Source organism: Bremerella sp. TYQ1 (assembly GCF_020150455.1).
Lineage (GTDB): Bacteria > Planctomycetota > Planctomycetia > Pirellulales > Pirellulaceae > Bremerella > Bremerella volcania_A.
Genome location: NZ_CP083740.1, coordinates 1,971,155 through 1,993,481, shown reverse-complemented (window position 1 = coordinate 1,993,481; position 22,327 = coordinate 1,971,155). Strand labels below are relative to the sequence as shown.

The 22,327-nt window shown below is 54.9% G+C and carries 8 protein-coding genes; 6 read left to right on the top strand and 2 right to left on the bottom strand.

Annotated features, from left to right (window positions below; all coding sequences use genetic code 11):
* Positions 1-135 precede the first annotated feature (135 nt).
* The 5 genes from LA756_RS07560 (at position 136) to LA756_RS07540 (ending at position 9,790) form a co-directional block, all read left to right on the top strand.
* Complete coding sequence (locus tag LA756_RS07560; protein ID WP_224439261.1) at positions 136-2,184, top strand: HlyD family efflux transporter periplasmic adaptor subunit; 2,049 nt, start codon at positions 136-138, stop codon at positions 2,182-2,184.
* A gap of 90 nt (positions 2,185-2,274) precedes the next feature.
* Entirely contained in the window at positions 2,275-3,216 is a 942-nt protein-coding gene (locus LA756_RS07555; RefSeq protein ID WP_224439260.1) for an efflux RND transporter periplasmic adaptor subunit, read from the top strand.
* A 53-nt stretch (positions 3,217-3,269) separates the two neighbouring features.
* Positions 3,270-5,516: an HlyD family efflux transporter periplasmic adaptor subunit gene (locus LA756_RS07550; RefSeq protein ID WP_224439259.1), complete on the top strand. Its 2,247-nt coding sequence runs from the start codon at positions 3,270-3,272 to the stop codon at positions 5,514-5,516.
* A 182-nt stretch (positions 5,517-5,698) separates the two neighbouring features.
* Positions 5,699-6,040: a DUF3467 domain-containing protein gene (locus LA756_RS07545; protein ID WP_224439258.1), complete on the top strand. Its 342-nt coding sequence runs from the start codon at positions 5,699-5,701 to the stop codon at positions 6,038-6,040.
* Between the two features lie 279 nt (positions 6,041-6,319).
* On the top strand, positions 6,320-9,790 hold the full coding sequence (locus LA756_RS07540; RefSeq protein ID WP_224439257.1) for a peptidylprolyl isomerase: 3,471 nt from the start codon (positions 6,320-6,322) through the stop codon (positions 9,788-9,790).
* Positions 9,791-9,856: 66 nt separating this feature from the next.
* Here the strand turns inward: LA756_RS07540 and LA756_RS07535 are convergent, their stop codons facing one another.
* Both LA756_RS07535 and LA756_RS07530 read right to left on the bottom strand, forming a co-directional pair.
* Complete coding sequence (locus LA756_RS07535; protein ID WP_224439256.1) at positions 9,857-11,200, bottom strand: porin; 1,344 nt, start codon at positions 11,198-11,200, stop codon at positions 9,857-9,859.
* A 244-nt stretch (positions 11,201-11,444) separates the two neighbouring features.
* On the bottom strand, positions 11,445-12,806 hold the full coding sequence (locus LA756_RS07530; protein ID WP_224439255.1) for an outer membrane beta-barrel protein: 1,362 nt from the start codon (positions 12,804-12,806) through the stop codon (positions 11,445-11,447).
* Between the two features lie 822 nt (positions 12,807-13,628).
* Between LA756_RS07530 and LA756_RS07525 the strand changes: the two genes are divergently transcribed.
* Positions 13,629-22,310: a cadherin domain-containing protein gene (locus LA756_RS07525; RefSeq protein ID WP_224439254.1), complete on the top strand. Its 8,682-nt coding sequence runs from the start codon at positions 13,629-13,631 to the stop codon at positions 22,308-22,310.
* The last annotated feature ends 17 nt before the right edge of the window (positions 22,311-22,327 follow it).

Sequence of the window (22,327 nt, the reverse complement as noted above, 5' to 3'; positions counted from 1 at the left end):
AGCATCGCTGGTTGGTTCCTTTTCGGCTTTCAAGATTTTCGATTCTCACCTCCCTTGTTATGGTGAGACGTAGGATTCTACGATCGCAAATCGATCGGCCTCTAACCTTAAATTCCCATTATGAATAGTCCCGGCATGTCCACCGAGCCCTCGTCCGTGAATCCCGAGACCCTCGAAAGCACCAAGAAGCAGATTCGAGGCCTGATTCAGGAGATTGCCCAGCTTTCCAAACGGGATGTCCCTCCAGAGGATTATTTCAAGGAAGTGCTGCCCAAAGTCGTTTCCGCTTTGGCCGCCGTCGGTGGTGCTGCGTGGATTTACGACGAACAGCGCCGCCCGCAACTGATTTATCAAATCAATTTGGCCCGAGGTCTTGTCGATCCGAAGAGCGACGAAGGTATTCGTCACCTTCGTTTGATCGAGAGCATGTTCAAAGGGTCCGAGGCCCAGCTCCTCGCTCCGCAGTCTGGCGGTGCCGAAGAAAATTCCGCTGGCAATCCAACAAATCAACTGCTGGTCGTTTCCCCGATTCGTGTCGAAGACAAAGTCGAAGGGGTTATCGAAATCTTCCAGCGTCCCAACTCGGCTCCAAACAGTCAGCGTGGGTATCTTCGCTTCCTGGAACAGATGTGCGGTTTGGCTACCGATTGGTTCAAGAACCGCAAACTGCGCGACTTCTCTGACCGTCAATCGTTGTGGTCGAAGATCGAGCAGTTCAGCCGTGCCGTGCACGAGAACCTCGACTTGCGTCAAACGGCCTACACCATCGCTAACGAGGGCCGACGCTTGATCGGTTGCGACCGCGTTTCGGTCGTGTTGCGTCGTGGTCGCTGGAAGGTCGAAGCGGTTAGCGGCCAAGATGTTTTCGATGCCCGTTCAAGCCAGGTTCAACTTCTCGGAAAGCTGGCGTCACGCGTCATCGAAACCGGCGAGCCGTTCTGGTTCAACGGCCAGACCGAAGATCTTTCGCCACAGCTTGAAACGGCCGTTCACGATTACGTTGACGAGTCGCACACCAAAACGATTGCGGTGATTCCACTGCGTCGTCCGGAACATGCGACCGACAACATGAAGCGGGAAGAGGGTGAAGAGGAGCGTCAATTCCAAGGCGAGATTCTCGGTGCGTTGGTCGTCGAGCAAATCGAAGACAGTTCGCAGCAGGAAGAGTTCTCGAAGGGGGTTGAGCTGATCTCCGAGCACAGCAGTCGCGCCCTGGCTAACGCGATCGATTACAACTCGATTCCGTTAACGCCTGTTTGGCGGTTGCTGGGCAAATCGAAGGTTCTCGTTACCGCGCGTAACTTGCCCAAAACGGTTCTCGCCGTGGCTGGTGTCGCGGCTATTATCGCGGCGTTGTTTTTGATTCCCGCTCCGTTCAAAGTCTCTGGTTCCGCCACGTTGACTCCTGTTGTCCAGCGAGAAGTGTTTGTCGCGGTGGAAGGGGAAGTCATCGAAGTGCCGGTCGATCATGGCGATCAAGTCCAGCAAGGCCAGCTCGTCGCGAAGTTGCGAAATACCGAGCTCGAACGTCAATACAAACAGTTCACCGGCGATCGTGAAAAAACGTTGACGACGCTTCAGGCACTCGAGTTTCGTAAGCGTCGACCAGAGACGATGCGGAATCCATCCGAAGCGACACAGCTGACGATCGATCTCGGTCAGGCTCGTCAGAAGTACGAACATCTCAACGAACAAGTCGCGTTGATCGAAGAAAAGATGGCCCGCTTGGAAGTTGCCAGTCCCATCAGCGGCGAGATTGTCACGTGGGACGTGCGAGACAATTTGATGCAACGTCCCGTCACGCCTGGCCAGGTTTTGATGACGGTGATCGATCCTTCCCAAGAGTGGATTTTGGAAATCCGTATGCCAGAAAAACGGATTCAACACATTCAGTATGCCTTGGAGCATCAGCAAGATTCGGAAGCGTTGGACGTGACTTACATCATGGCCAGCGATCCAGGGCGTCAGCTGACTGGTAAAGTTACCGAGATTCAGCGACTTGCTCAGCCAGACTCCACGGAGGGGCAGATCGTCAAGCTGAAAGTCGCAATCGACAAGCAAGACATCGAACACCTTCGAGCCGGTGCCACCGCTACCGCCAAGGTACACTGCGGAACGGCTCCGCTGGGATATACCTGGTTCCATGAAGTGTTCGAATTTATCGAATCGCGGATCTTGTTCTAACGGCAATCCACTTTCGCAATCCCTTTGAAACACCTTTTATTGGCCTGCACCGAGCAAGCAGGCAACATCATCGCACGAGGTAAGAGACCTATGTCCAAGTCTGTCATTCTTTCGGCTGCCACATTGCTACTGATTGCCGGACAAGTTTCCGCTCAAACGCCCACCGATGCGACTGCTTCGCAAGTGGTAGTCGAGCGTTGCCTCGTTTCGTTGATTGACGAAGTGAATGTTCCTGCCCAGGAAACCGGGGTGCTCGTTTCCATTCCTGTCGAACGTGGAGACTACGTGACGAAAGGAACCGAGATTGCCCAGATCGACGATTCACTGCCGGTGAAGCAGCGTGAGATCGCCAAGTTGAAATGGGACAAAGCAACCGAACAAGCGACCAACCAAGTCGATATTAAGTACGCTGCCAAAGCGGCCGAAGTCTCGAAGGCTGAGTTCGAGCAGTTGGAAGCAGCCAACAAAGGCGTGAAAGGAGCGATTGCTGAAATCACCATTCGCAAAGCCAAGCTTCAATGGGAGAAAGCACTCCTCCAAGCCGAACAAGCCGACATGAACTTCAAAGTCGCCGGCATGACCGCTGGGGAAGCTCAGGCTGAAATGGAAGCTGCCGAGATGGTGATCGATAAGTGCAAAGTGACTACGCCTATCGACGGAGTCGTTGTTCAGAAGTATCGCCAAGAAGGAGAATGGGTTCGACCTGGCGACCCTTTGATGCGTGTTGTGGGCCTCAAGCGATTGAAGGTCGATGGATCGCTGAATGCTGACAAGTTCGTGCCTGGCATGGTGATCGGCAAGCCGGTCACTGTCGAAGCCGAAACACCTGGCGGCATGATCAAGTTTGAAGGGACCGTGGTTTTCGCTAGTCCCGAGATCGACGCGACCGGCCATTTCGACTTCACCGCCGAAGTGCAGAACCAACCTTCGACCAATTCATGGATGTTGTTCCCTGGGGATGTGGCCAACGTGACGGTTCACCTCGATCGTCCGTCGACCCTCAGTGCTCAATTCAGTGGACGTCGTCAATAACTCCACTGCATTCGCGTCGCTCTACTCCCCTCCCCCACCCCGAGATTTGAGCTTTGGTCAGTCTTCAAGACAGTTTGGTTGCCAGTAGCAGTCGTCCGCTGCCGCTACGTGCTCGACCTGATATTTCGGCACGTAAGCATACCTATCAGGGACGTGGCTACTGGGTCGTGAAAGAGCCGCTAGGCCTCAACTACTTCCGCTTTCAGGAAGAAGAGTATGCCATCCTGAACATGCTGGATGGTAAGACTTCGCTGCAGGACATCAAAGACAAATTCGAGAAAGAGTTCGCTCCGCAGAAGATCAGCTTTTCCGATCTTCAGCAGTTCATTGGTACGCTGCATCGCAGTGGGTTGGTGATCACGACCGCCATGGATCAAGGCCGGCAACTCAAGTCGCGCCGAGACGAACGGAAGTGGAAAGAAAAAGTCCAGTTGATGTCGAACGTTCTAGCCGTTCGTTTCAAGGGCTTTGACCCTGACCGATTGCTGAACGCACTGAACCCATACACACGATGGTTCTTTACTGGGCCGGCGTTTATTTTAGTGCTTCTGCTGTGTGCTGCGGCGGTTACGTTGGTAACGGTGCAGAACGATGTCTTTCGGAGTCGCTTGCCATCGTTCCAAGAGTTCTTCGGCCCATCGAACTGGCTGCTATTGGGATGCGTCTTGGCGTTTACCAAAGTGCTGCACGAATTTGGTCACGGACTTTCCTGTAAACGCTATGGCGGCGAATGTCACGAAATGGGCGTGATGTTCCTGGTGATGACTCCCTGTCTTTACTGCAACGTTTCCGACTCGTGGATGCTGCCCAACAAATGGCATCGAGCGATGATCGGTGCGGCAGGGATGTATGTGGAAGTCTTCCTGGCTTCGATTGCCACATTCATATGGTGGTTCAGCGAGCCTGGTTTATTGAATCACCTTGCCTTGCAAGTCATGTTTGTCAGTTCGGTGAGCACGGTGATCTTCAATGGTAACCCCCTGCTCCGTTACGACGGTTACTACATTCTGTCGGACATCATGGAAGTGCCGAACATGCGGCAAAAAGCGAGCAGCGTGCTGCACCGCTTTATGTCGAAGTATTGCCTCGGGATGGAACTGCCGGACGATCCTTTCCTGCCGGAACGGAATCAGTTTTTCTTCGGTTTGTATACCGTTGCCTCGAATATTTACCGCCTGGTCGTGACCGCCTCGATCATGCTCTTTTTGAATCAGGTCTTCGAACCGTACGGATTGAAGGTCATCGGGCAAATGATTGCCTTGGCGGGCGTTTATGGTTTGGTGGTGATGCCCATCTACCAGTTGTGTAAGTTCCTGTATGTCCCTGGGAGAATGTCACAGGTGAAGCGGAAGAATGTCTTGATCACCGCCTCGGCCGTGGCGGCAGTGATCGCGGGAATCGTTTACATTCCTGTGCCCCAGTGGGTAAAGTGCCCGGTAGAAGTCCAGCCTAGCAATGCCGAGAGCGTTTTCGTTGTCGTGCCAGGCGAACTCGACGGAATGCTTGTTAAGCCAGGACAGTATGTCGAACAAGGAACGAGATTGGCCCGCGTGACCAATCTCGACTTGTTGCTCGAACTATCCGAGATCGAGAACGAACTGGAGCGGTTGCAAGTTCTCCACGAGGCCCTCAACAACCAACGACTGCGAGCCGAACAAAGTTCGGAAATCGAACAGACCTACGTTGAAGTTCAGCAGCAAATCAACTCGCTGGAGCAGCAGCTTGAAAAGAAGCGACAGCAAGTGGCTTTGATCGACGTACCGGCCCCAATCAACGGAACGGTGTTTCCCGTGCCAGACAAGAAGGCCCATACCGGAGACGATGGCCGTTTGCCGGAGTGGTCGGGTTCCATCTTCGACGTGAAGAATCAAGGGGCCCATCTCTCGACGAGCGATGTCGTTTGCCAGATTGGCGACGCCAACGACATGGAGGCTGTTCTTTACATCGATCAAGATCAGATCGAATTGGTTATTCCAGAGCAGGAAGTTGAGATCAAGCTTGACGCTTACCCCGGCCGGACTTTCAAAGGCCGGATCGCAGTGATGGGTAGCAAAGAGGTTGCGTTCATTCCGCCTTCGCTCAGCACACAGCAAGGGGGCGACTTGCCTTCGGTCACCGATCCAGAAACCGGGCGGATGCGGCCACAGAACGCAACGTTCCCCGCTCAAGTTCCCTTGGTTGCCGCCGAGGACGAACTGAAGCTCGGCATGCGTGGTCGCGCGAAAGTCTGGGTTCAGTGGGAACCGCTGGGCAGCCGGATGTGGCGTTACATTTCCCGCACGTTCCATTTCTACCTGTAGTCGCCAGCTTACGCAGTGTCGCGGAGATTCGACCAGTTGTTCCGGTTGTACCGGTTAGGTCTGGTTGAAGCCCAAGAAGGATGTGCCAAACTAGGCGTTGGCCATCTTAAAGGACGGGGGCCCCTGACTACACTAGCCCAATACCGTCACGGTAACGTTTAAATCCCAAGGAGACAAAATACATGTCGGACGCCCCTGAAAACAAAGGTCAACCTGCCGCCGCAGCTCCTAAGCAAGTCGAACTGGACGAATCTGGTGCACTCGCTGGTTACGCGAACTTCTGCCGCGTGACAGGTACTCCAGAAGAGTTGATCATTGACTTCGGTCTGAACACCCAGCCGATGGTGCAAAGTCAGGACAAAATCAAAGTCAATCAGCGAATCATCCTGAACTACTACACTGCCAAGCGAATGCTGGGTGCATTGCACATGGCGGTTCAGCGTCACGAAGCTGCGTTCGGCCCACTGGAAACCGACATCCAGAAGCGCGTGATTCCTTCGGCCCAGCGCCCGGCGAACGACTAACGTTCCTCGCACGAATCAAACTCCAAACGCGGTCTCGAGTTAGCTCGAGCCGCGTTTTTTTATGCGCCGGTCGGAACGAATCGGCCACACACTGCGTCTAAGCCACCTGGGGAGTTGTATGCGCGGGAATATCGCCCCGTTTCGTTGGCAAATGATAGGCTCCTAACTACCATAGAATTTCTGGAATGTGGTTTGCCAGAACGAGTAAATCGTTCCGGATTTTCCTTTCCAGCTTGGATTTGTTTCCACCCCGCTCGCTTTTAACGTGACTCACGCCCTATGTCCGATATCTTCCCTGCTGCTTTGCTTGCCGCCGCCGTTGTGATGGGATTGCTGCTGATCCTTTCTGCTCTGGCTGTTTTCGCTGCAAAGCTAAAACGATTACGGTTGGCGCCGGTATCTACGGCCAAGCGGCGACAGGGAGAGTGGAAGTACCAGGGCCAGCAGTTGGAATCTCGTGAACTGCTTGACGCGGGAATGGGAAACGAGTCGCTAACTCTCGAAGGCGAATCGATCACCGTCGGTGGCGTTACCTATGACAACGTCGACATGAAAGCGCTCGCTAAAGCAATTGCGGCCAGCGGTGCTAAGTTCTTCGGCGCGGATTGGTGTCCCTTTTGTACCGAGCAAAAAGAGAAGTTCGGCGAAGGAGCTTTCGATCTTCCCTTTATCGAAGTGAGCAATCCGGATCATACGCTCAACGAAGTAGGTGTGGCCAACAACATTTCGCAGTTGCCTACTTGGGTGTTTGCCGACGGTACTCGAGTAACCGGCGTGCTTGAAATCGAAGAACTGCTCGCATACACCGGGGTGACGATCCCGCAGGGCGAGCCGCTCTATTTTGAAGAGATTCCTGATCAAACGAACTTGATCTCGGGGCAGTCGTACCATATTCCACTCGATGGTTACTCACCGACAGGGCAGCCGCTGACTTATACGGTGACCTCTTCTTCTGGCGAGGTGATCGCTTCCGTCATGCAAGGCAACAAAAGCCTTCGCATTTATACCAGCCGATACGGCACGATGGAGTTCTACCTGTTCGAGGAAGAAGCCGGTCGGGCCACGTCGCGGATCATCACGCTGGCCGAGAGCGGCTTCTACGACGGGTTGATCTTCCATCGAGTTTTCAGCGACTTCGTGCTTCAAGGGGGCGACCCCAACGGCAACGGAACGGGTGGTTCCAGCTTGCCAGACTTCGAGGATCAATACGACCCTGATCTACGTCACAACAGTACCGGCATCCTGTCGTTCGCCAAGTCACTGGACGACACCAACAATTCGCAGTTCTTCATTATGGAAGGACTCGCTCCGCATCTTGATTTTCAGCACACCGTTTTCGGCCATCTAACCGAAGGCGAAAAAGTTCGCGAGTCAATCAGTACTTCCCGGACTGACAGCAACGACAAGCCGTACTGGTCGGTCGTGATGGACGAGGTGTCGACGTTTGTCGATTTAGAGAACGGCATCTTGCGGTTGAAGATTCCTGAAGGAGCCTCGGGCACTGAAACCATCACGGTGACCGTTTCCGACGGACAAGGAAACTCGCTGAGCCAATCGTTCAACGCCACTTACGCGCCCAACGGTAGCACGAGTCGGCCATTTCTGTCGTATGTTCCAGACGTGACGCTCACGCCTGGCAGCAGTTTCACGTTCCAACTGAGTGCGATCAACTTGGATGGAGACGAACTGTTCTTCTACGACGAAACCGACATCTATCTCGCCGGCGGTCAGCTCTCGGTGTTGGCGCCTACTGGTCTTGTTTATTCAGTGAACAACTCGACCGGGCTGATGCAGATCAATACAAGCTCCGGACTCGCTCCCGGTGTCTACAGCATTGTGGTCGCGGTCTCGAATGAACTGAGCGACGACTTCACAACGACAAGTCAGCTGGATTACGAAACGATTCGCGTCACCGTCGCGAATCGCCCAACGCTCAATAACGATATCATCAATGTCGACGAAGACAATTTGGTCAGCTTCAATCCACTGACGAACGATACCGAGTCGGCAACAACCATCATTCCGTCGACGCTGCGGATGGTAACGCAGCCAGCCGTTGGTGAAATCTCTATCAACAAATCAACGGGAGAGATGACCTACACGCCGCCAGCGGATTATTACGGAACGGTTTCGTTTCAGTATGTTGCCGACAACGAAAACGGCATCAGTGGAGCGGCGGCAACGGTTTCGATTATCGTCGCCCCAGTGAATGATGAACCTGAAGCGTACGACGACATTTTCATTGCCGATCGCGATACGGCAACGATGCTGCAGGTTTTGAAGAACGATAACAAAGGACACGTCAACGAATTCAACGACACAGTAACGATCGAGTTGGCGTCGGGAACTACATCCGCCGGTGGATCGGTTATCGTTGTCGGAGATCAAGTTCTTTATTCGCCAGCGACTGGATTCTCTGGCTCCGACACATTTACTTACACGATCAACGACGAGGGTATGGAGTCGACCGCTACGGTAAGCGTCGATGTCCGTGATTCGTCGAACTTCACGCTGACAGTAACCAAGGGCCTGACCGACACGGACTTTCTCGGATACCCTGGCGACCGTCCGCAAAGCGATTTGCTGATCGGTGAATGGGATTCATTCTGGGTCGAAGTCTGGGTTTCGCCGACCGGAACCGGTGGCAGCGACATCACCGCCGCGGGGCTCACGCTTAACTTCGATACAAGCATCTATCGCGCTAATTCGATGATCATCGGTCCAAAGTTTACTGTGGCCGGTGGTTCTGGTGTGAACAACGGCTTAGGGACGGCGACGCTTAACGTCACCTCTTCGGCCGGAGGACTCGCCGCTGGCGAAATGGTCTTGCTGGGACGCGTGCGATTTATTCCGGTAGCGAACGGCCTTGATGCTCCGAAGGTGGGTGAAACGCTGACCACCGGATTCGATCAGTTCCTGACTTCGGTGTCGAATGTCTCGTTGACGGTAGATGGCGTGGGAAGCGTTTCCGATCCATCGATAGATTCCGACGTGCCAACGCAGTTGCTGCCGATGATCTATGACTTAAACGATGACGGCCGCGTTGGGCTTTCGGACTACGCGATGCTTCTCAACTCGAAGGGTGGCAATACCTCGAACTTCGTTGACTTTGACTTGTCCGGCGATCTCTTGGGAAGTGGGCTCGGTTATTTCCGAGCCGCGTTCGGCGATACTTTCGACGCCGGAACGCATGCTTACAGCTACGCTTTTGACCTGCTTGCTTCCGCCAGTGCGAATTTCATTGTGGCCCCTCTGGAAAACACGTCGCTCGGCGCTGCTTCGCTGACGCAAGAGGATGTCGATGCAATCAAGGTGGCACTGCCTCCTGTGGTTGTTGCCGAAGAAGCATCGCCCACAGCGAACTTTGTCTCCATTCAGATTGTCGATCTCGCCGGCAGCCAGCTTGCGTCGACGGTGGGCAATGTGGTTTATCTCGATCACAACGCAGCCGGATGGGGCTGGTTCGTCGATCCGACCCCGCAAGATGCAGCCGAATTCCGCATCGATACTTCTAGTGGCACAACGCGACTGATTGCCGCGGAAGGTTCGGAAGCCGACGGGCGGATCGATTTGATTTCGGTTTTGCTTCACGAACTAGGCCACGTCGCAGGTCTTTCACATGCCGAAGAGGGCTTGCTGCAATCCGAGATTTTGCCTGGTCAGCGTTTCCTGGAATGGGATCAGCATGACTGGGACGAGACGTTCGTCGTCGCCGCGGTGGACGCTTTCTTCGACGAAGACAACAGCTAAATTCGATTCGCATACGCTGCTAGGTCTCTTAAACTGGCAGCGTGTTTCTGCATTGCGATTTGCTGTTTAGAAGATCGTGATCAGGTCGAAGCCGATCGTGAACTGATCTTTCGAGGTGCCGTTGTTGAACGCACCGTTGATGCCTGGGGCGGTCAAGTCGCTGTAGTCCCAGCGAGCTTCCGGACGCAGGATGAACCACGAGTTGGGGTGATAGTTCGCTCCCAGCGTTAATGCGTAGTAGCTTCCCCCTTGGGCGACATTGTCGTTCGATACGCCGAAGACACGAGCGTTGTCGCGATCGTCGAACCACTCGAAACGAACACCCAAGTCCAAGCATGGATCGACGGTGTAATACAAGTAGTTCGTCAGACCGTACCAAGTCGCAGGCCCCAGCGTGTTGGACGTGGTCAGACGGGCGTTTTCTTCCGTGCCCAGATTGTGCTCCAGGACATAAGTCCAGCATTGGTTGATACGTTGCTGGAAGACCAGGCTATAAGTCGTGCGGTTGTTTTCGCCGGTAGGATCTTCGCTGCCGGTATGCAGTGTGAACGCCAGCTTCGTCGCTTCGTGCGGGCTCACCCAGCGGAAACCACCCAGGAAGCCGACTTGACCGTTCGGTTGATCGAACGTGTTCCAACCACGAGTGATACCGCCGTACCAAGTCAGGCAAGACGAAGTGGGATAGCTACCGAGGATACCGGTATGCGTGAACGGTTCGCCATACTGCATCATGTAGGAATGCGAGTAGAAGAAGTTCTCAGGGGCCATCACCGATTCGTAACCCATGATGGTGTAGAAATGGCCAGCTTTGACATTCAAGCCATTCCCCCAGGGAACGTTCGCTTCGACGTAGAACTGCGGTAGAGCCAAGCCGTAGAGGCCTGCATTGCCGCCGTTACGTGGACCGTTTCCGCTGTTCCATTTCTGCGAGTTGTCGTCGTACGTTTCCAATCCGGTCGACTGAATGAAGTAATAGTCGGTACCGTAAAGCACATCGACACGACCACCCAGATCCCATTCGCACGCATCCTGACGGACTTCGCGGCCGAAGGTGAAGTACAACTGGTTGAGCATGTATTCATTGGCTTGATCGTTGAAGATCAGCGGGCCGTTGGTGCCTGCCGGACCGATCAGTCCACCGTCGGAATCTGGATTGCCGGTGAAGCCTTGTTCGAGCCATCCGTCGACAAACCACTGGTCACAAAAGTTCCAGCAAGGGGAACTGCAGACACTCTCGCAGCCCATGCAGCTAGCGTCGCCGCAGCAGGCGGTACCACTTTCGACGGCGGTATAGTCATGCTCCAGCGCGATGGAAGACGCTGGGATCAATGCGGACGTGGGCTGAACGACGGATCCCGCACGAGGAGCCACACTCGGAGGTGGTGACTGGGCAAACGTCGATGCCGTCATGAGACTTGCCACGACGACGGACCAACAGGCGCTCTTCAGAATTCGGATATGTTTCATCGGTTGCTACTACCGGTTGCGGTTCCGCGCAAACCTTAGGGGGGCGATCCTACAAATCGTATGATTCGTATCGGTCTTTCCGCCCCTACCGGTTGATCCGATTTATTCCGATTTGCACGATTCCGATGACAGCGACGATAGCAGTCGCTGTCGGTCCCCTACGTAGCAAGCACTCGCTTTCCAGCTCTTAGAAGAACAAGATCACGTCCACCGCGAAGGTGTACATGTCGTCCTTGGTGAAGTCGTTGAACACGCCTGTGGTGCCGATCGGATTGAGATCCGACCAGTCATAGCGAGCTTCAGGACGAACGAGCACGTGTTCGCATGGTTTCCAGTTGGCACCCAGCGTCACGTTGTAGTAGTTACGACCGGAGAACAGCAGGCCAACAGGAACTTGCTGGATTCGCGAGTTGTCTTCGTCGCAGAACCATTCAAATCGACCACCGAAAGAGAGTTCGTTGCTCCAGTCGTAGTACAGATAGTTCGTGAAGCTATAGTACTTCGCGTCTTCGGTCATGAACGAGTCGTTCAAGAAGCCATCTTGCTCGATGCCGTAGTCGTGGACTAAAGCGTAGTTCCAGCGGTAGCCCAGCTTGCGGGTGTACACAATCGTGTGAGCATAGACATCGCCTTCTCCAGCTTCTTCGCCGGCACCATTGTGCATGGCATAAGAAAGCCCTGTGACACCGTTGCTCCAGCTGGCACCAAACAGGAAGCCATACTTGTCGTCGATTGTCTCGAAGTTATCCCACCCGTTGGTCATACCTGCTTGGATTTCAAAGCAGTCGGTCGGGCTGTAGGAAGTGACAAAGCCGGTATGCGTCTTGGGGTTACCGTAAACGTAGCTGTAGCTGTGCGAATAGAAGAAGTTCTCTGGAGCTGGTACGGTTTCGTAGCCCAGCAGCGAGTAAAAGTGACCCACTTTGGTTTTCAGTCCCGCGCCGACCGGCAGGAATGCTTCGGCATAAAACTGCGGCAAAGCCAGGCCATTGAGGGCTCGGTCACCGTTTTGTCGAGGGCCTTGGCCGTTCCATTTTCGGGAATTGTCGCGTTCGCGTTCCAGCCCGCGCGATTCCACCCAGAAATAGTCGGTACCGTATAAGACGTCAACGCGGCCGCCGATGTCGAACTGACAAGCGTCTTCGTCGATATGCTTACCAAACGTCAGGTAAAGCTGATTCAACTGGTAATCGTCGGCTCGGTCGTTGAAGCCAAGTGGGCCGTTGAAATTGCTGTTGGGATGATCGGGATTAGCGGTATATCCCTGTTCGAGCCACCCGTCGGCAAACCAATTGTTCGAACAACATTGGTCCCAGTACGAACCGCAACTATCGGTTTCGCATACACCGCAGTTCGAAAGCTGCATCTCAACGGCTTCCGAGGCGGCCATTTCGTTGGCAGTTGTTTCGGCATAGTGGGTCGGCTCGACATTCCACACCGGTTGCGATGCCTCGGGGGAAGCAAGTTCCTGGGCTGAAAGTGGTGCCGTATTGAGGCCTGAAATCAGGCCGCCGATTGCCAAGGTGGCAGTCGCGATTCGACGGAGCATGTTTCCCATTCCTTGTACTTAGTACCCCCGGCGGGTCGTTCCGCGGGCGAAGTACAACGTTGTGTGAGTTCCGTATGCAACGCTCGATGGTGATCTGTGCAATTTGCACGCTAGACCGGACGAACGCGTTTTCCGTATTGGATTCGGTTTCGCGGCCATCAAAAGTTTGACGGAAGTGCCGGATATCACTTGCTTTACTGCTATACCGCACGCAAAGTCAGCGTAGGTTCTCTATTTTGTTATCAGCCCTTCTGGGGTGCTGGCAGCGACCTTGACGGTTGGAAAAACTAGTCCAGATATGGCTCATTTCGAGCCCATTCAGAATGACCTCCCCTTCTAGGTGGTCACGTTAAAACCAGAAGCTCATTTTGCGCAAGAGGGGGCCTCGGAACTCCTAAAATCGCTATAGACGCTAGCTTCGCATCATGGCCGGTCCGAGTGTCCAGGCAACGAAGGAACGCATGGAAATAGTCGTAACCATTACTAGGTAAACAGGTTACGGAAAAAGTGTGATAGATCGATTAAGTCCATCCAGAGGGCATCTCTACCCTATAGCCCCAATTTTTTACGCTGCGAAGGCAAAATGGGAAGAATGGGCAATGGATCGGCTAGTAATTCATTGAATTTGATACAACCGCTGATTTTAATGGAACTACCTGATCCGAGCATTCCTCTCTAACCCAGGTGGACTGTCTGTTCAGAATACGGAGTCTCAAGACTAGGCTCATCCCCTCTTACCTGGTCTTCGTAAAACCCACTCTCCACTCACACACTGCAAACCGACCATTCCCCGGGAACTTTGATTGGCCGTTGGTGCAAAGCATGAAGAACACTACTCTCGTTCGTAATAATTCCGTCGCTACCAAGAAGCCGCGTAAATCCGTCCGCGGTTCCCGCTCGATGCGATTGGAAAGCCTTGAGATTCGCGACTTGTTGGCCGCGAACACGCTCGACTTTGTCGACAACCTGGAAATCGCTTCCCCCGGCGATACCCGCGACATGCAGCTGGAAGTGGCTGGCAATTCGGGAACCGGGATCGTGGCGCTGCGAATCAAGGGAACCAGCGGTAATCTGGATCCTGCGATTCCACTCGTCTTTATCCAGGACACCGATCGCAACAATCCAGCCAACCATGTCCCGCTGATGCAGGCCTACGCCAACTCGAGCGGTACGCTCGATAGCTTGGTGTTGTTCCAAGTCTCGGCTGGCCAGAACTTCACCATTCAAGTTGGTGGCACGTCAGGCGCCGGTGGGTTCCTCGCCGAGGTCATGCACTTCGGTTCGATCGATAACAACGGAACCGTTTCCGAAAACGAATACATGCGAGCCGTCGCCGCCGAACTGCAAGCACGCGGTGCCGGCAACCATAACACGGCCATGTACTTCCAAACCGTGTACGGCATCAACTTCAACGAGTCGCAGTACAATCCTGCATTCGATGCCAACATGAATGGTCGCGTCGACGGCTGGGAAGTTGGTTATGTCGAAGCAAACAAGGGTCGTGCTCCGCTGATCGTCGATCTGATCGGCGATAACGAAGCACCAGCCGTGCAAGCGTCGGTTGCCGTCGACACCGGCGTATCGGCGAGCGACAACCTGACCAACGACCTGACCGGCATCACCGGCGTCGTGACCGACTTCAGCACGATTGTCTCGGCCCAGGTTTCGATCCAAGGTGGAAGCGGCGGTAGCATTGACCTGGTCAACAACCCATCCATTTCGAGCCTCGTCGTTACCAACAACCAAATCAACTTCACGCTGGGGATGTCTGACCTGGACGCCCTGCTGGGAAGCACTGTCGAAAACAGTGGTCCTCAAACGTTGCTCATCACGACGATGGACGAACTGGGCAACACGAGCATCACGCCATTCTCGCTCGACTTCGAGTTCGACACCGCCGCTCCTGTCGCTCCGACCGGACTGGATCTAGACGCGGCCAGCGATTCCGGTGAAAGCGACGCCGACGATCTGACCAACGACACCACGCCAACCCTTTCGGTCACTGCTGAAGCGGGCTCGTCGGTAACGTTCGTATCGAGCATTGATGGTGTATTGGGAACCGTGGTCGCCAATGCTTCCGGCATTGCAGTCTTCACGCCTTCGACCGGCTTGACCGAAGGTTCGCACGACATCACCACCACTGCGACCGATGACGCCGGCAACACCGGTACCGCATCGGCTGCTTTGTCGATCGTGATCGATACGGTCGCTCCCGCCGACGTCAGCGGCATTGTTCTGGATAACCAAACCGGCAACGCCAACCTGACCGACGCCGACGAAGCCGCCTTCAGTGCGACCACCGAAGCGAACGCTCTGGTTGAAATTCGCGACAGCAACTCGATCGTCGTCGCCTCGAAGAAAGCCGATGGCTCCGGTAACGTCAGCTTCAGCGTGGCCGACTTCGACATCGACTTGGCCCTCGGCGAAAACAACTTCACGTTCGTCGCAACCGATGCGGCCGGCAATGTTTCGGGACAAGCCGCGTTCACCGTTTTCCGCAACACCCCGCCAACGATCACGCCTGGTCAATTCTTCAACGTTGACGAAAACGCACCGAACACGACTTCGGTAGGTGGTGTTGTCGCCGATGGTAACGACACCGGCGACACGCTGTCGTACGCAATCACCGGCATCGATGTCGGTTACGAAGGCGCGTTTGCAATTGACGCCGCCACCGGTCAAATTACCGTCGCGGACGTCACGAAGCTGAACTTCGAAGATAAGACTTCGTTCACCGTCGAAATTCAAGTGACCGACAGCTTCGGCGATGGTCTCGGCGGCGCTGGCCTGGTGGCAACGCAGACGGTGACTATTAACGTCAACGACGTCAACGAAGCTCCGACGTTCGATCAAGAAAACTACACCTTCGAAGTCGAAGAAAATTCGGCCGCGATGACCGTTGTCGACTCGGTCAGTGCAAGCGACGTCGATGCCGATGATACGAGCCTGACATATGGTATCAGCGGCGGAACCGGAGCCGGGCTGTTCGATATCGACACAGCCACCGGCGAAATCAGCGTTGCCAGCGGTGCAATGCTCGACTTCGAGACCGAAACGTCCTACACCCTGGACGTGACCGTTACCGACACGAAGAGTGCTTCGGAAGTTGGTATTGAAAACACGGTCACCAAGACGATTACGATCAATCTGATCGACGTCAACGAAGCCCCTGTTATCACGAGCGATGCTACCGTCGACCTGGCAGAAAACAGTGCCAATGGAACGTTGGTCGCCACCGTCACCGCTTCCGACGTGGACGCCGACGATCCTCCGTTCCTCTTCGAGATCACCGGCGGTACCGGCGAAAACTTCTTCTCCATCGATCCGGCATCGGGCGAAGTCCGCGTGACCGACGAATCGGTTCTCAACTTCGAGAACCCAACCAATTCGTTCACGCTGGAAATTCGCGTGACGGATAACCTCGATGGCGACGGTGCCGGCGAAGTTGGTTCCCAGCTGAGCGATAACTACACGCTGACGATCAATCTGACCGACGAAAACGACGCACCGACCGCTGTCCCAGGCACGGTGACGCTGGAGATCGACGAAAACTCCGATGCCAGCACCGAAGTCACGACCGATGGATCTACGGCCGCGGTTCTTACGGACTACTTCGACGATGAAGATGGCGATAACCTGACGTTCTCGATCGTTGGTGGCGATCCTAATGGTGCCTTCACGATCAGCGGCAACAATATTGTTGTTGACGACGCGAGCCTGCTCGACTTTGAAGCAACGCAAAGCTTCACACTCACCGTTCGAGCTACCGATGACGGCACCGGCATGCTGACCGCCGAAAAAGAGATCACCGTCAACGTGATCAACTTGAACGAACTGCCACCAATTCCAGGCGGTACGGTAACGCTTCCCAACGTATCGCTGCTGGACGTCGATGACGCTGGCGACGTCGGAAGCTTCTCGTTGCCAATCGGCCTGGTCGATCCAGAAGGCGATTTGCTGACCTATTCGGACGGTATGTCGGGCCAGCCAACAGACGTCGACGGCTACTTCCAGTTGAATGCAGACGGAACGATTACCCTGCTGCAGGTGCTTTCGCCGGGCGATCTCGATATGAACGGCGAACGAACGTTCACCATCGATTTCTATGTTGACGACGACAACAGCACACTGACTGACGATCCAGACCTGAGCACCGGTCCTTATACGCTTACGTTCAAAGTGACCGACAACGAAGCGCCTGTCTTCACTCTGCCGAACGGCACCGACTTTGACATTGCCGAAAACGTTGACGGCAGCGTCATGGTCAACGACAGCCTGACTCCGGCCGCTGTCTTTGAAGCGAGCGATCCGGAAGGAGACGCGTTCACGTTCTCGCTGGCTCCTAGTGCCACGAATTCGAGTGCGGCACTGGCTGGCTTGTTCCAGTTGGTCCTCGTCGACGACAAGGGCAACATGGACGCAAGCGACGACCGCTACGAGGTAGTCGTTGCCAACGCAACCGATCTGACCTTCGATTTCGTGAATGCCAATGGCGGCACGAACGGCGAGTTCACGATCGACCTGGTCGTGGAAGATACGAACAACCGAATCACGACCCAGACCATCACTATCACGGTCTCTGACGAGAACAACACGCCGACGTTCATCGCTCCTGCGGGTGTGAACGTCGACGAATTCGTCGAAACGAAGACCGGCTCGCTCGGTGCCAACAGTGGTGACGAAGTTTACACCCTGAGTAATGCCTTCGCCGATATCGATGCGGCTTCTAACCTGAGCTACACGATTGATTCGGCAGTGGTCACTGGCACGTCGACCGATATCTCAGGTGCCTTCAAGATTGAGAACGGCAAGATCGTTGTCGATAACGCCGCTTTGCTGGACGTGGAAGGAATCGATCCTGACAGCATCACGCTGACGATCACCGCCAACGACGGCCAAGGCGAAGCCAACAGCACCGTGACCGGCGACATCACCATTGCGGTGAACCCACGGAACGAATTGCCGATCTTCACTACCCCGACCGCTAACTTCGACGTTGCCTTCAAGTTCGTCGACGGTCAGGACATGGACGATCTGACGAACCTGGGCAACATCTCCAGCGTTCTCAACGCGATGGATCCTGAAGGTAACGGCATCGAGTTCGCTCAGCGGGCCATGGCTGGAACCGGGGCAGACTACTTCGCACTCGGTACCGATGGAACCATCTCGCTGATTCAAGCGGTTCCAGATGCTGGTTTCACTAACCAGGAACGCATCTTCACGCTGGTCTTCGATTACAGCGACGACCCAACGATGGGTAGCCTCGATTCGGAAGATGATCTTGGTTTCTCTGACGGTTTCACGCTGACGATTCGCGTCTTCCAGAATCCGCCAGCGACGTTCGACGCGATGAACTACGACTTCACGCTGGACGAAAACACGGCAGCCGGTAGCACAGTGGTTCAAACCGTATCGGCGACCGACCCTGAAGGGGAAACGGTCACCTACACGATCAACGACCCGAGCGGTACGTTCGTCATCGACGAAAACACCGGCGAAATCACGATCGACGACAACGCTGCCCTCGACTTCGAGACGAACACTTCGATCACGTTCACCGTGAACGCAGTTGATGCGGTCAATAACATCACGCCGATGTCGATCACGGTAACGATCAACGACATCAACGAAGCTCCTGAAATCAGCAACGTGGTGACGGAGTTCGGTATCTCGGAAGACGCCTCCAATAACGATGCCGTCGGCACCGTCACTGTTGATGATCCAGACGCAGGGGATTCGTTCACTTACGAAATCGTCAGCGGTAACGACGATGGCGTGTTCCAGATCGATGGTAGCGGCAACATCACAATTGCCGACAACTCGTCGATCGACTTCGAGTCCACCCCATCGTACAGCCTCGAAATCAAAGTCACCGACAACGGCGGCCCAACGGCCGGGACGAACAAGCTGTTCGATACCCAGACGTTCACCGTCACCGTGGGCGACATCAACGAAGCTCCCGTTTTGACTGGTAGTGTCGATCTGCCGATCGTGGACGAAAGCGATCTGGATGCGACCGAAATTGGTACCGAAAACGATGCTTTCTACACCAAGTTCTACTCGAACGCGGAATACGATTTCCATGGTCAGTTTACCGACCCTGAAGGGGACGAACTGACGCTTTCGATCGCCAACATCGCCGCGATTGAAGCTCTCGACTACGTTCAGTCGATCAGCTACGACAACGATCCGACCACTGGCGGTTTGACGATCACGTTCGTGCATTACGCTACGACTCAAGATCGTTCGCCGTTCCAGGTTCAGTTCGACGCGGTCGAAACTTCGACCTCCGATATGTTCTCGGCCAATGCACCATTGATGGTCGACGTGGAAGCCACGAACCAGAAAGCGGTCGACTTCCGACTCATTCCTGTCGCTTCGCCAACGAACCCTGATCTGCAGTTCTCCGGGATTTCCGAAGGTCAGTTGCCAACTGGCATTACCCGTATCGCGGACAATCAGACGTTCACCGTCGAAGTCTGGGGTACCACGCTGATCGGTCAAGACGACGTCACTCCAGGCTACGCTTGGGCAGAAGGTTTCCAGAACGTCCTGCTCTCGTTCGACTACGACACGAGCCTCGTCTCGACGAGCGTTTCTCAGGTCTTCACGCCGCTGCAGATCCTGGGTACGCCGATTGTCGAGAATGGAGAGGTTTACGAAACGCAAGCCTCGTTCGGCCAGGACGAAACGCTGCCAGCTGGCGTCACGTCGCGTGGTTACAAAGGCGAATATGTTCGCCTGATGTACATCAACTTTACCGTGAATGACGGTATCGATCTCGATGGCCTCACGCTGGAAGATCTCGTTTCCATTGACTTGGCTGATCTTGCTAACACGCAGATCAACCTGAATGGTTCCGAAGTTGGTGACGATCCATCCAATCCAAACTTCGCTGGGACGACTCCGGATGTTCGCCGCGACGACGCTTTCTCGGCGAATGTCATCGCGGAACAAACCGACGTTATTTACCCGAACGTCGAGATTGTTGACGCGGTAACGTTTACGGTTTCCGTGGGCGAAAGCAATGCGATCGTGGCCGTCGGACCAAACGGTAGCAAGATTGGTGGTGCCGAGGTAACCGGCCAATTCGGAGTTGGGCAAGGAAACGGTAACCTTACCGGACTAACCGGCGAAGTGTATGTCGTATTCGACAATCCAAGTGATCCGACTTCGCTTGAAATCATTGGTGGCGAACTGACGCTAACCGACATCAGTGGTAAGAATTTCCGACCTGGCGAACCCACCACTTCCGGTGGCGATCCGCTAACGGGTAGCAGTGATGGCACCCCAGCAAACTTCGGTCTTCTCACCGATGTTCCCAACGGAGATGGTAACGTCACAACCGTTCAGACGGCGGTTCGCGAAACAACCATCCGAATTGCAGGCTCGCCTTCGATCAGCCTGACCGGGGATTCTTCCGCTGGTGGTGGAGCAACGTTCGATTCCAGCTCGGTTGGTCTTGGGATCGCTTCCGGTTTCGCCGATATCATGACCCTGAACAAGTCAACGTTCGACCTCGGTTCGGAACGTAATACCTTGGAAGGAGACGTCCTGGCTTCGACGGGAGTTGAGTCCTCGACACTGGTTTCCAATGCTTCTGGAACGGCCCACACGTTGACGTTGAACCTGGCTCGACTCCTGGATCGTGCGTTCTCCGTGGACGGCAATTCGATTGACGCCGAGATCTTCTACAATTCGGTGGTTACATTGGACGCCGGCGGCGGTGTACCGCTGCAAGGTACGGCCTTCGTCAAGGATGGTCAGCCTCTGGAAGATGGCTCCGGCGTCTTCGTGACGGTTAACAAAGAACGTAGCCAAACGAACGCCAACGGCGAAGTCAGTATTCTTCCTGATAGTGCCGAGTGGGCTTCCGAATGGGATTCGTTGTGGATCGAAGTTTGGGGTAACACGGCCGATGCGGCAGGCGTTTACGGTGGTACGGTCGACCTCGGCTACAACACCTCTCTCTACACCGCGACGCAGATCGAGTACGCCAGTTCCATGTCGACCAACCGTACCGGCATCATCGATGACGCCACGGGAACGATCACCGGACTCGGCAGCCAAACTTCGCAGACCGATCTGGGCAACGGTTCGTTCGTCCTGCTTGGCCGCGTGAAGCTGGAAGCTCTGCCTTCGGACGCCGGTATCAATATCAATATCGACGAAGACTTCGAGGCGGAATCGCTGGGACTGACGGTGGACAACGCCAAAGTGATGCTTACCTCGATTGGTACAGTCGATGCCGACATCACCTCGACCGCAGACGTCGACATCTGGGGTGTAGCCTACGATGTTAACGACGACGGCAAGATCAGCCTGGCTGACTACGGTCAGTTTGTGACTGCCTACGGCCGTTCGTCGCTTGAAAACAACGACGGCTTGGTCGCGGCTCTCGACTTCGACAACAACGGTAAAGTTGGACTTTCCGACTTCGGCTTCTTCGTCCAGAACTACGGCAAGAACAAAGCCGATGGTTCTTCGCTGATCTATCCAGAACAGTTCACGCGTACCTGGCTCGGTTCCAATATCGAACTGGACGGACCTGATACGCTTCAGCAAGTGTTCGACAAAGCGGTCAGCGACTGGCAGGACGCTTTGGGTTGGGAAGAACCGATTGACGTCAAACTGGTTGTCAAAGACTTCGGCGACGCTCAATTGGGTGAAGCAGAACTGCTGCAACTGGACGAAAACGGTTTGCCTCAGTTCGGTATCTTGACGCTTGACGACGACGGTGCCGGCCTGGGCTGGAGTTCCGATCTGGATGGTGGTCCTGCCGAAGGTCAGTACGACCTTTACACGGTCATCCTTCACGAACTGGGCCACTTGTACGGCTTCATGTCGCACTACGTTGGCTTCTCGGATAACGTCGTGACCGATCACGAAGGCAACAAGATCTTCGTCGGTGCAGACTTTGTCGCGATGCTGGACGACTACGCTCACCACCTGGATTCGGCCGAACATGCTGGCGACGTCATGAACGCCACGCTCGATCCAGGCCAACGTAAGTTGATCTCGGCTCTCGACGTTCAGATTCTGGAAACGGCTTACGCTTCCGCCTCCGCGGATCACACGCTCGTCACCGGCGGAACGGCTGCTCTCCACGCAGCGACCACTTCGCAGACGATCGTCGAAGAGCTGCCTAGCGTGGCTCAGACGCCTGTGGTTACCGAGAGCACCAATCCTGTTTCGTTCGTCTTCGACAATGTTGTCGACGTCGAAACGGTCAGCGGTCGCCACGGTTTGGAAGCTCCTTTGGCTCCGGCCGTATACAACGAGCTGATCCGCAACGGTGTTCGTGTAACGACTTCCTCGTCCGCCGAAGTTCAACAGCAGATGGACGACATCGACTCGGCTGTCGCTACGTTGGCGGTCGATGGATCGGAACTGCTCCTGGCCGACTCGGTTCAAGAGGCTGATTACTTCGCCACCGAAGACGATTCGACCAACGTCGACGACCTGTTCGCCGACTGGGACTTTGACTCGGATCTGGACGGTTAATCGCTTGACGGAAGCGT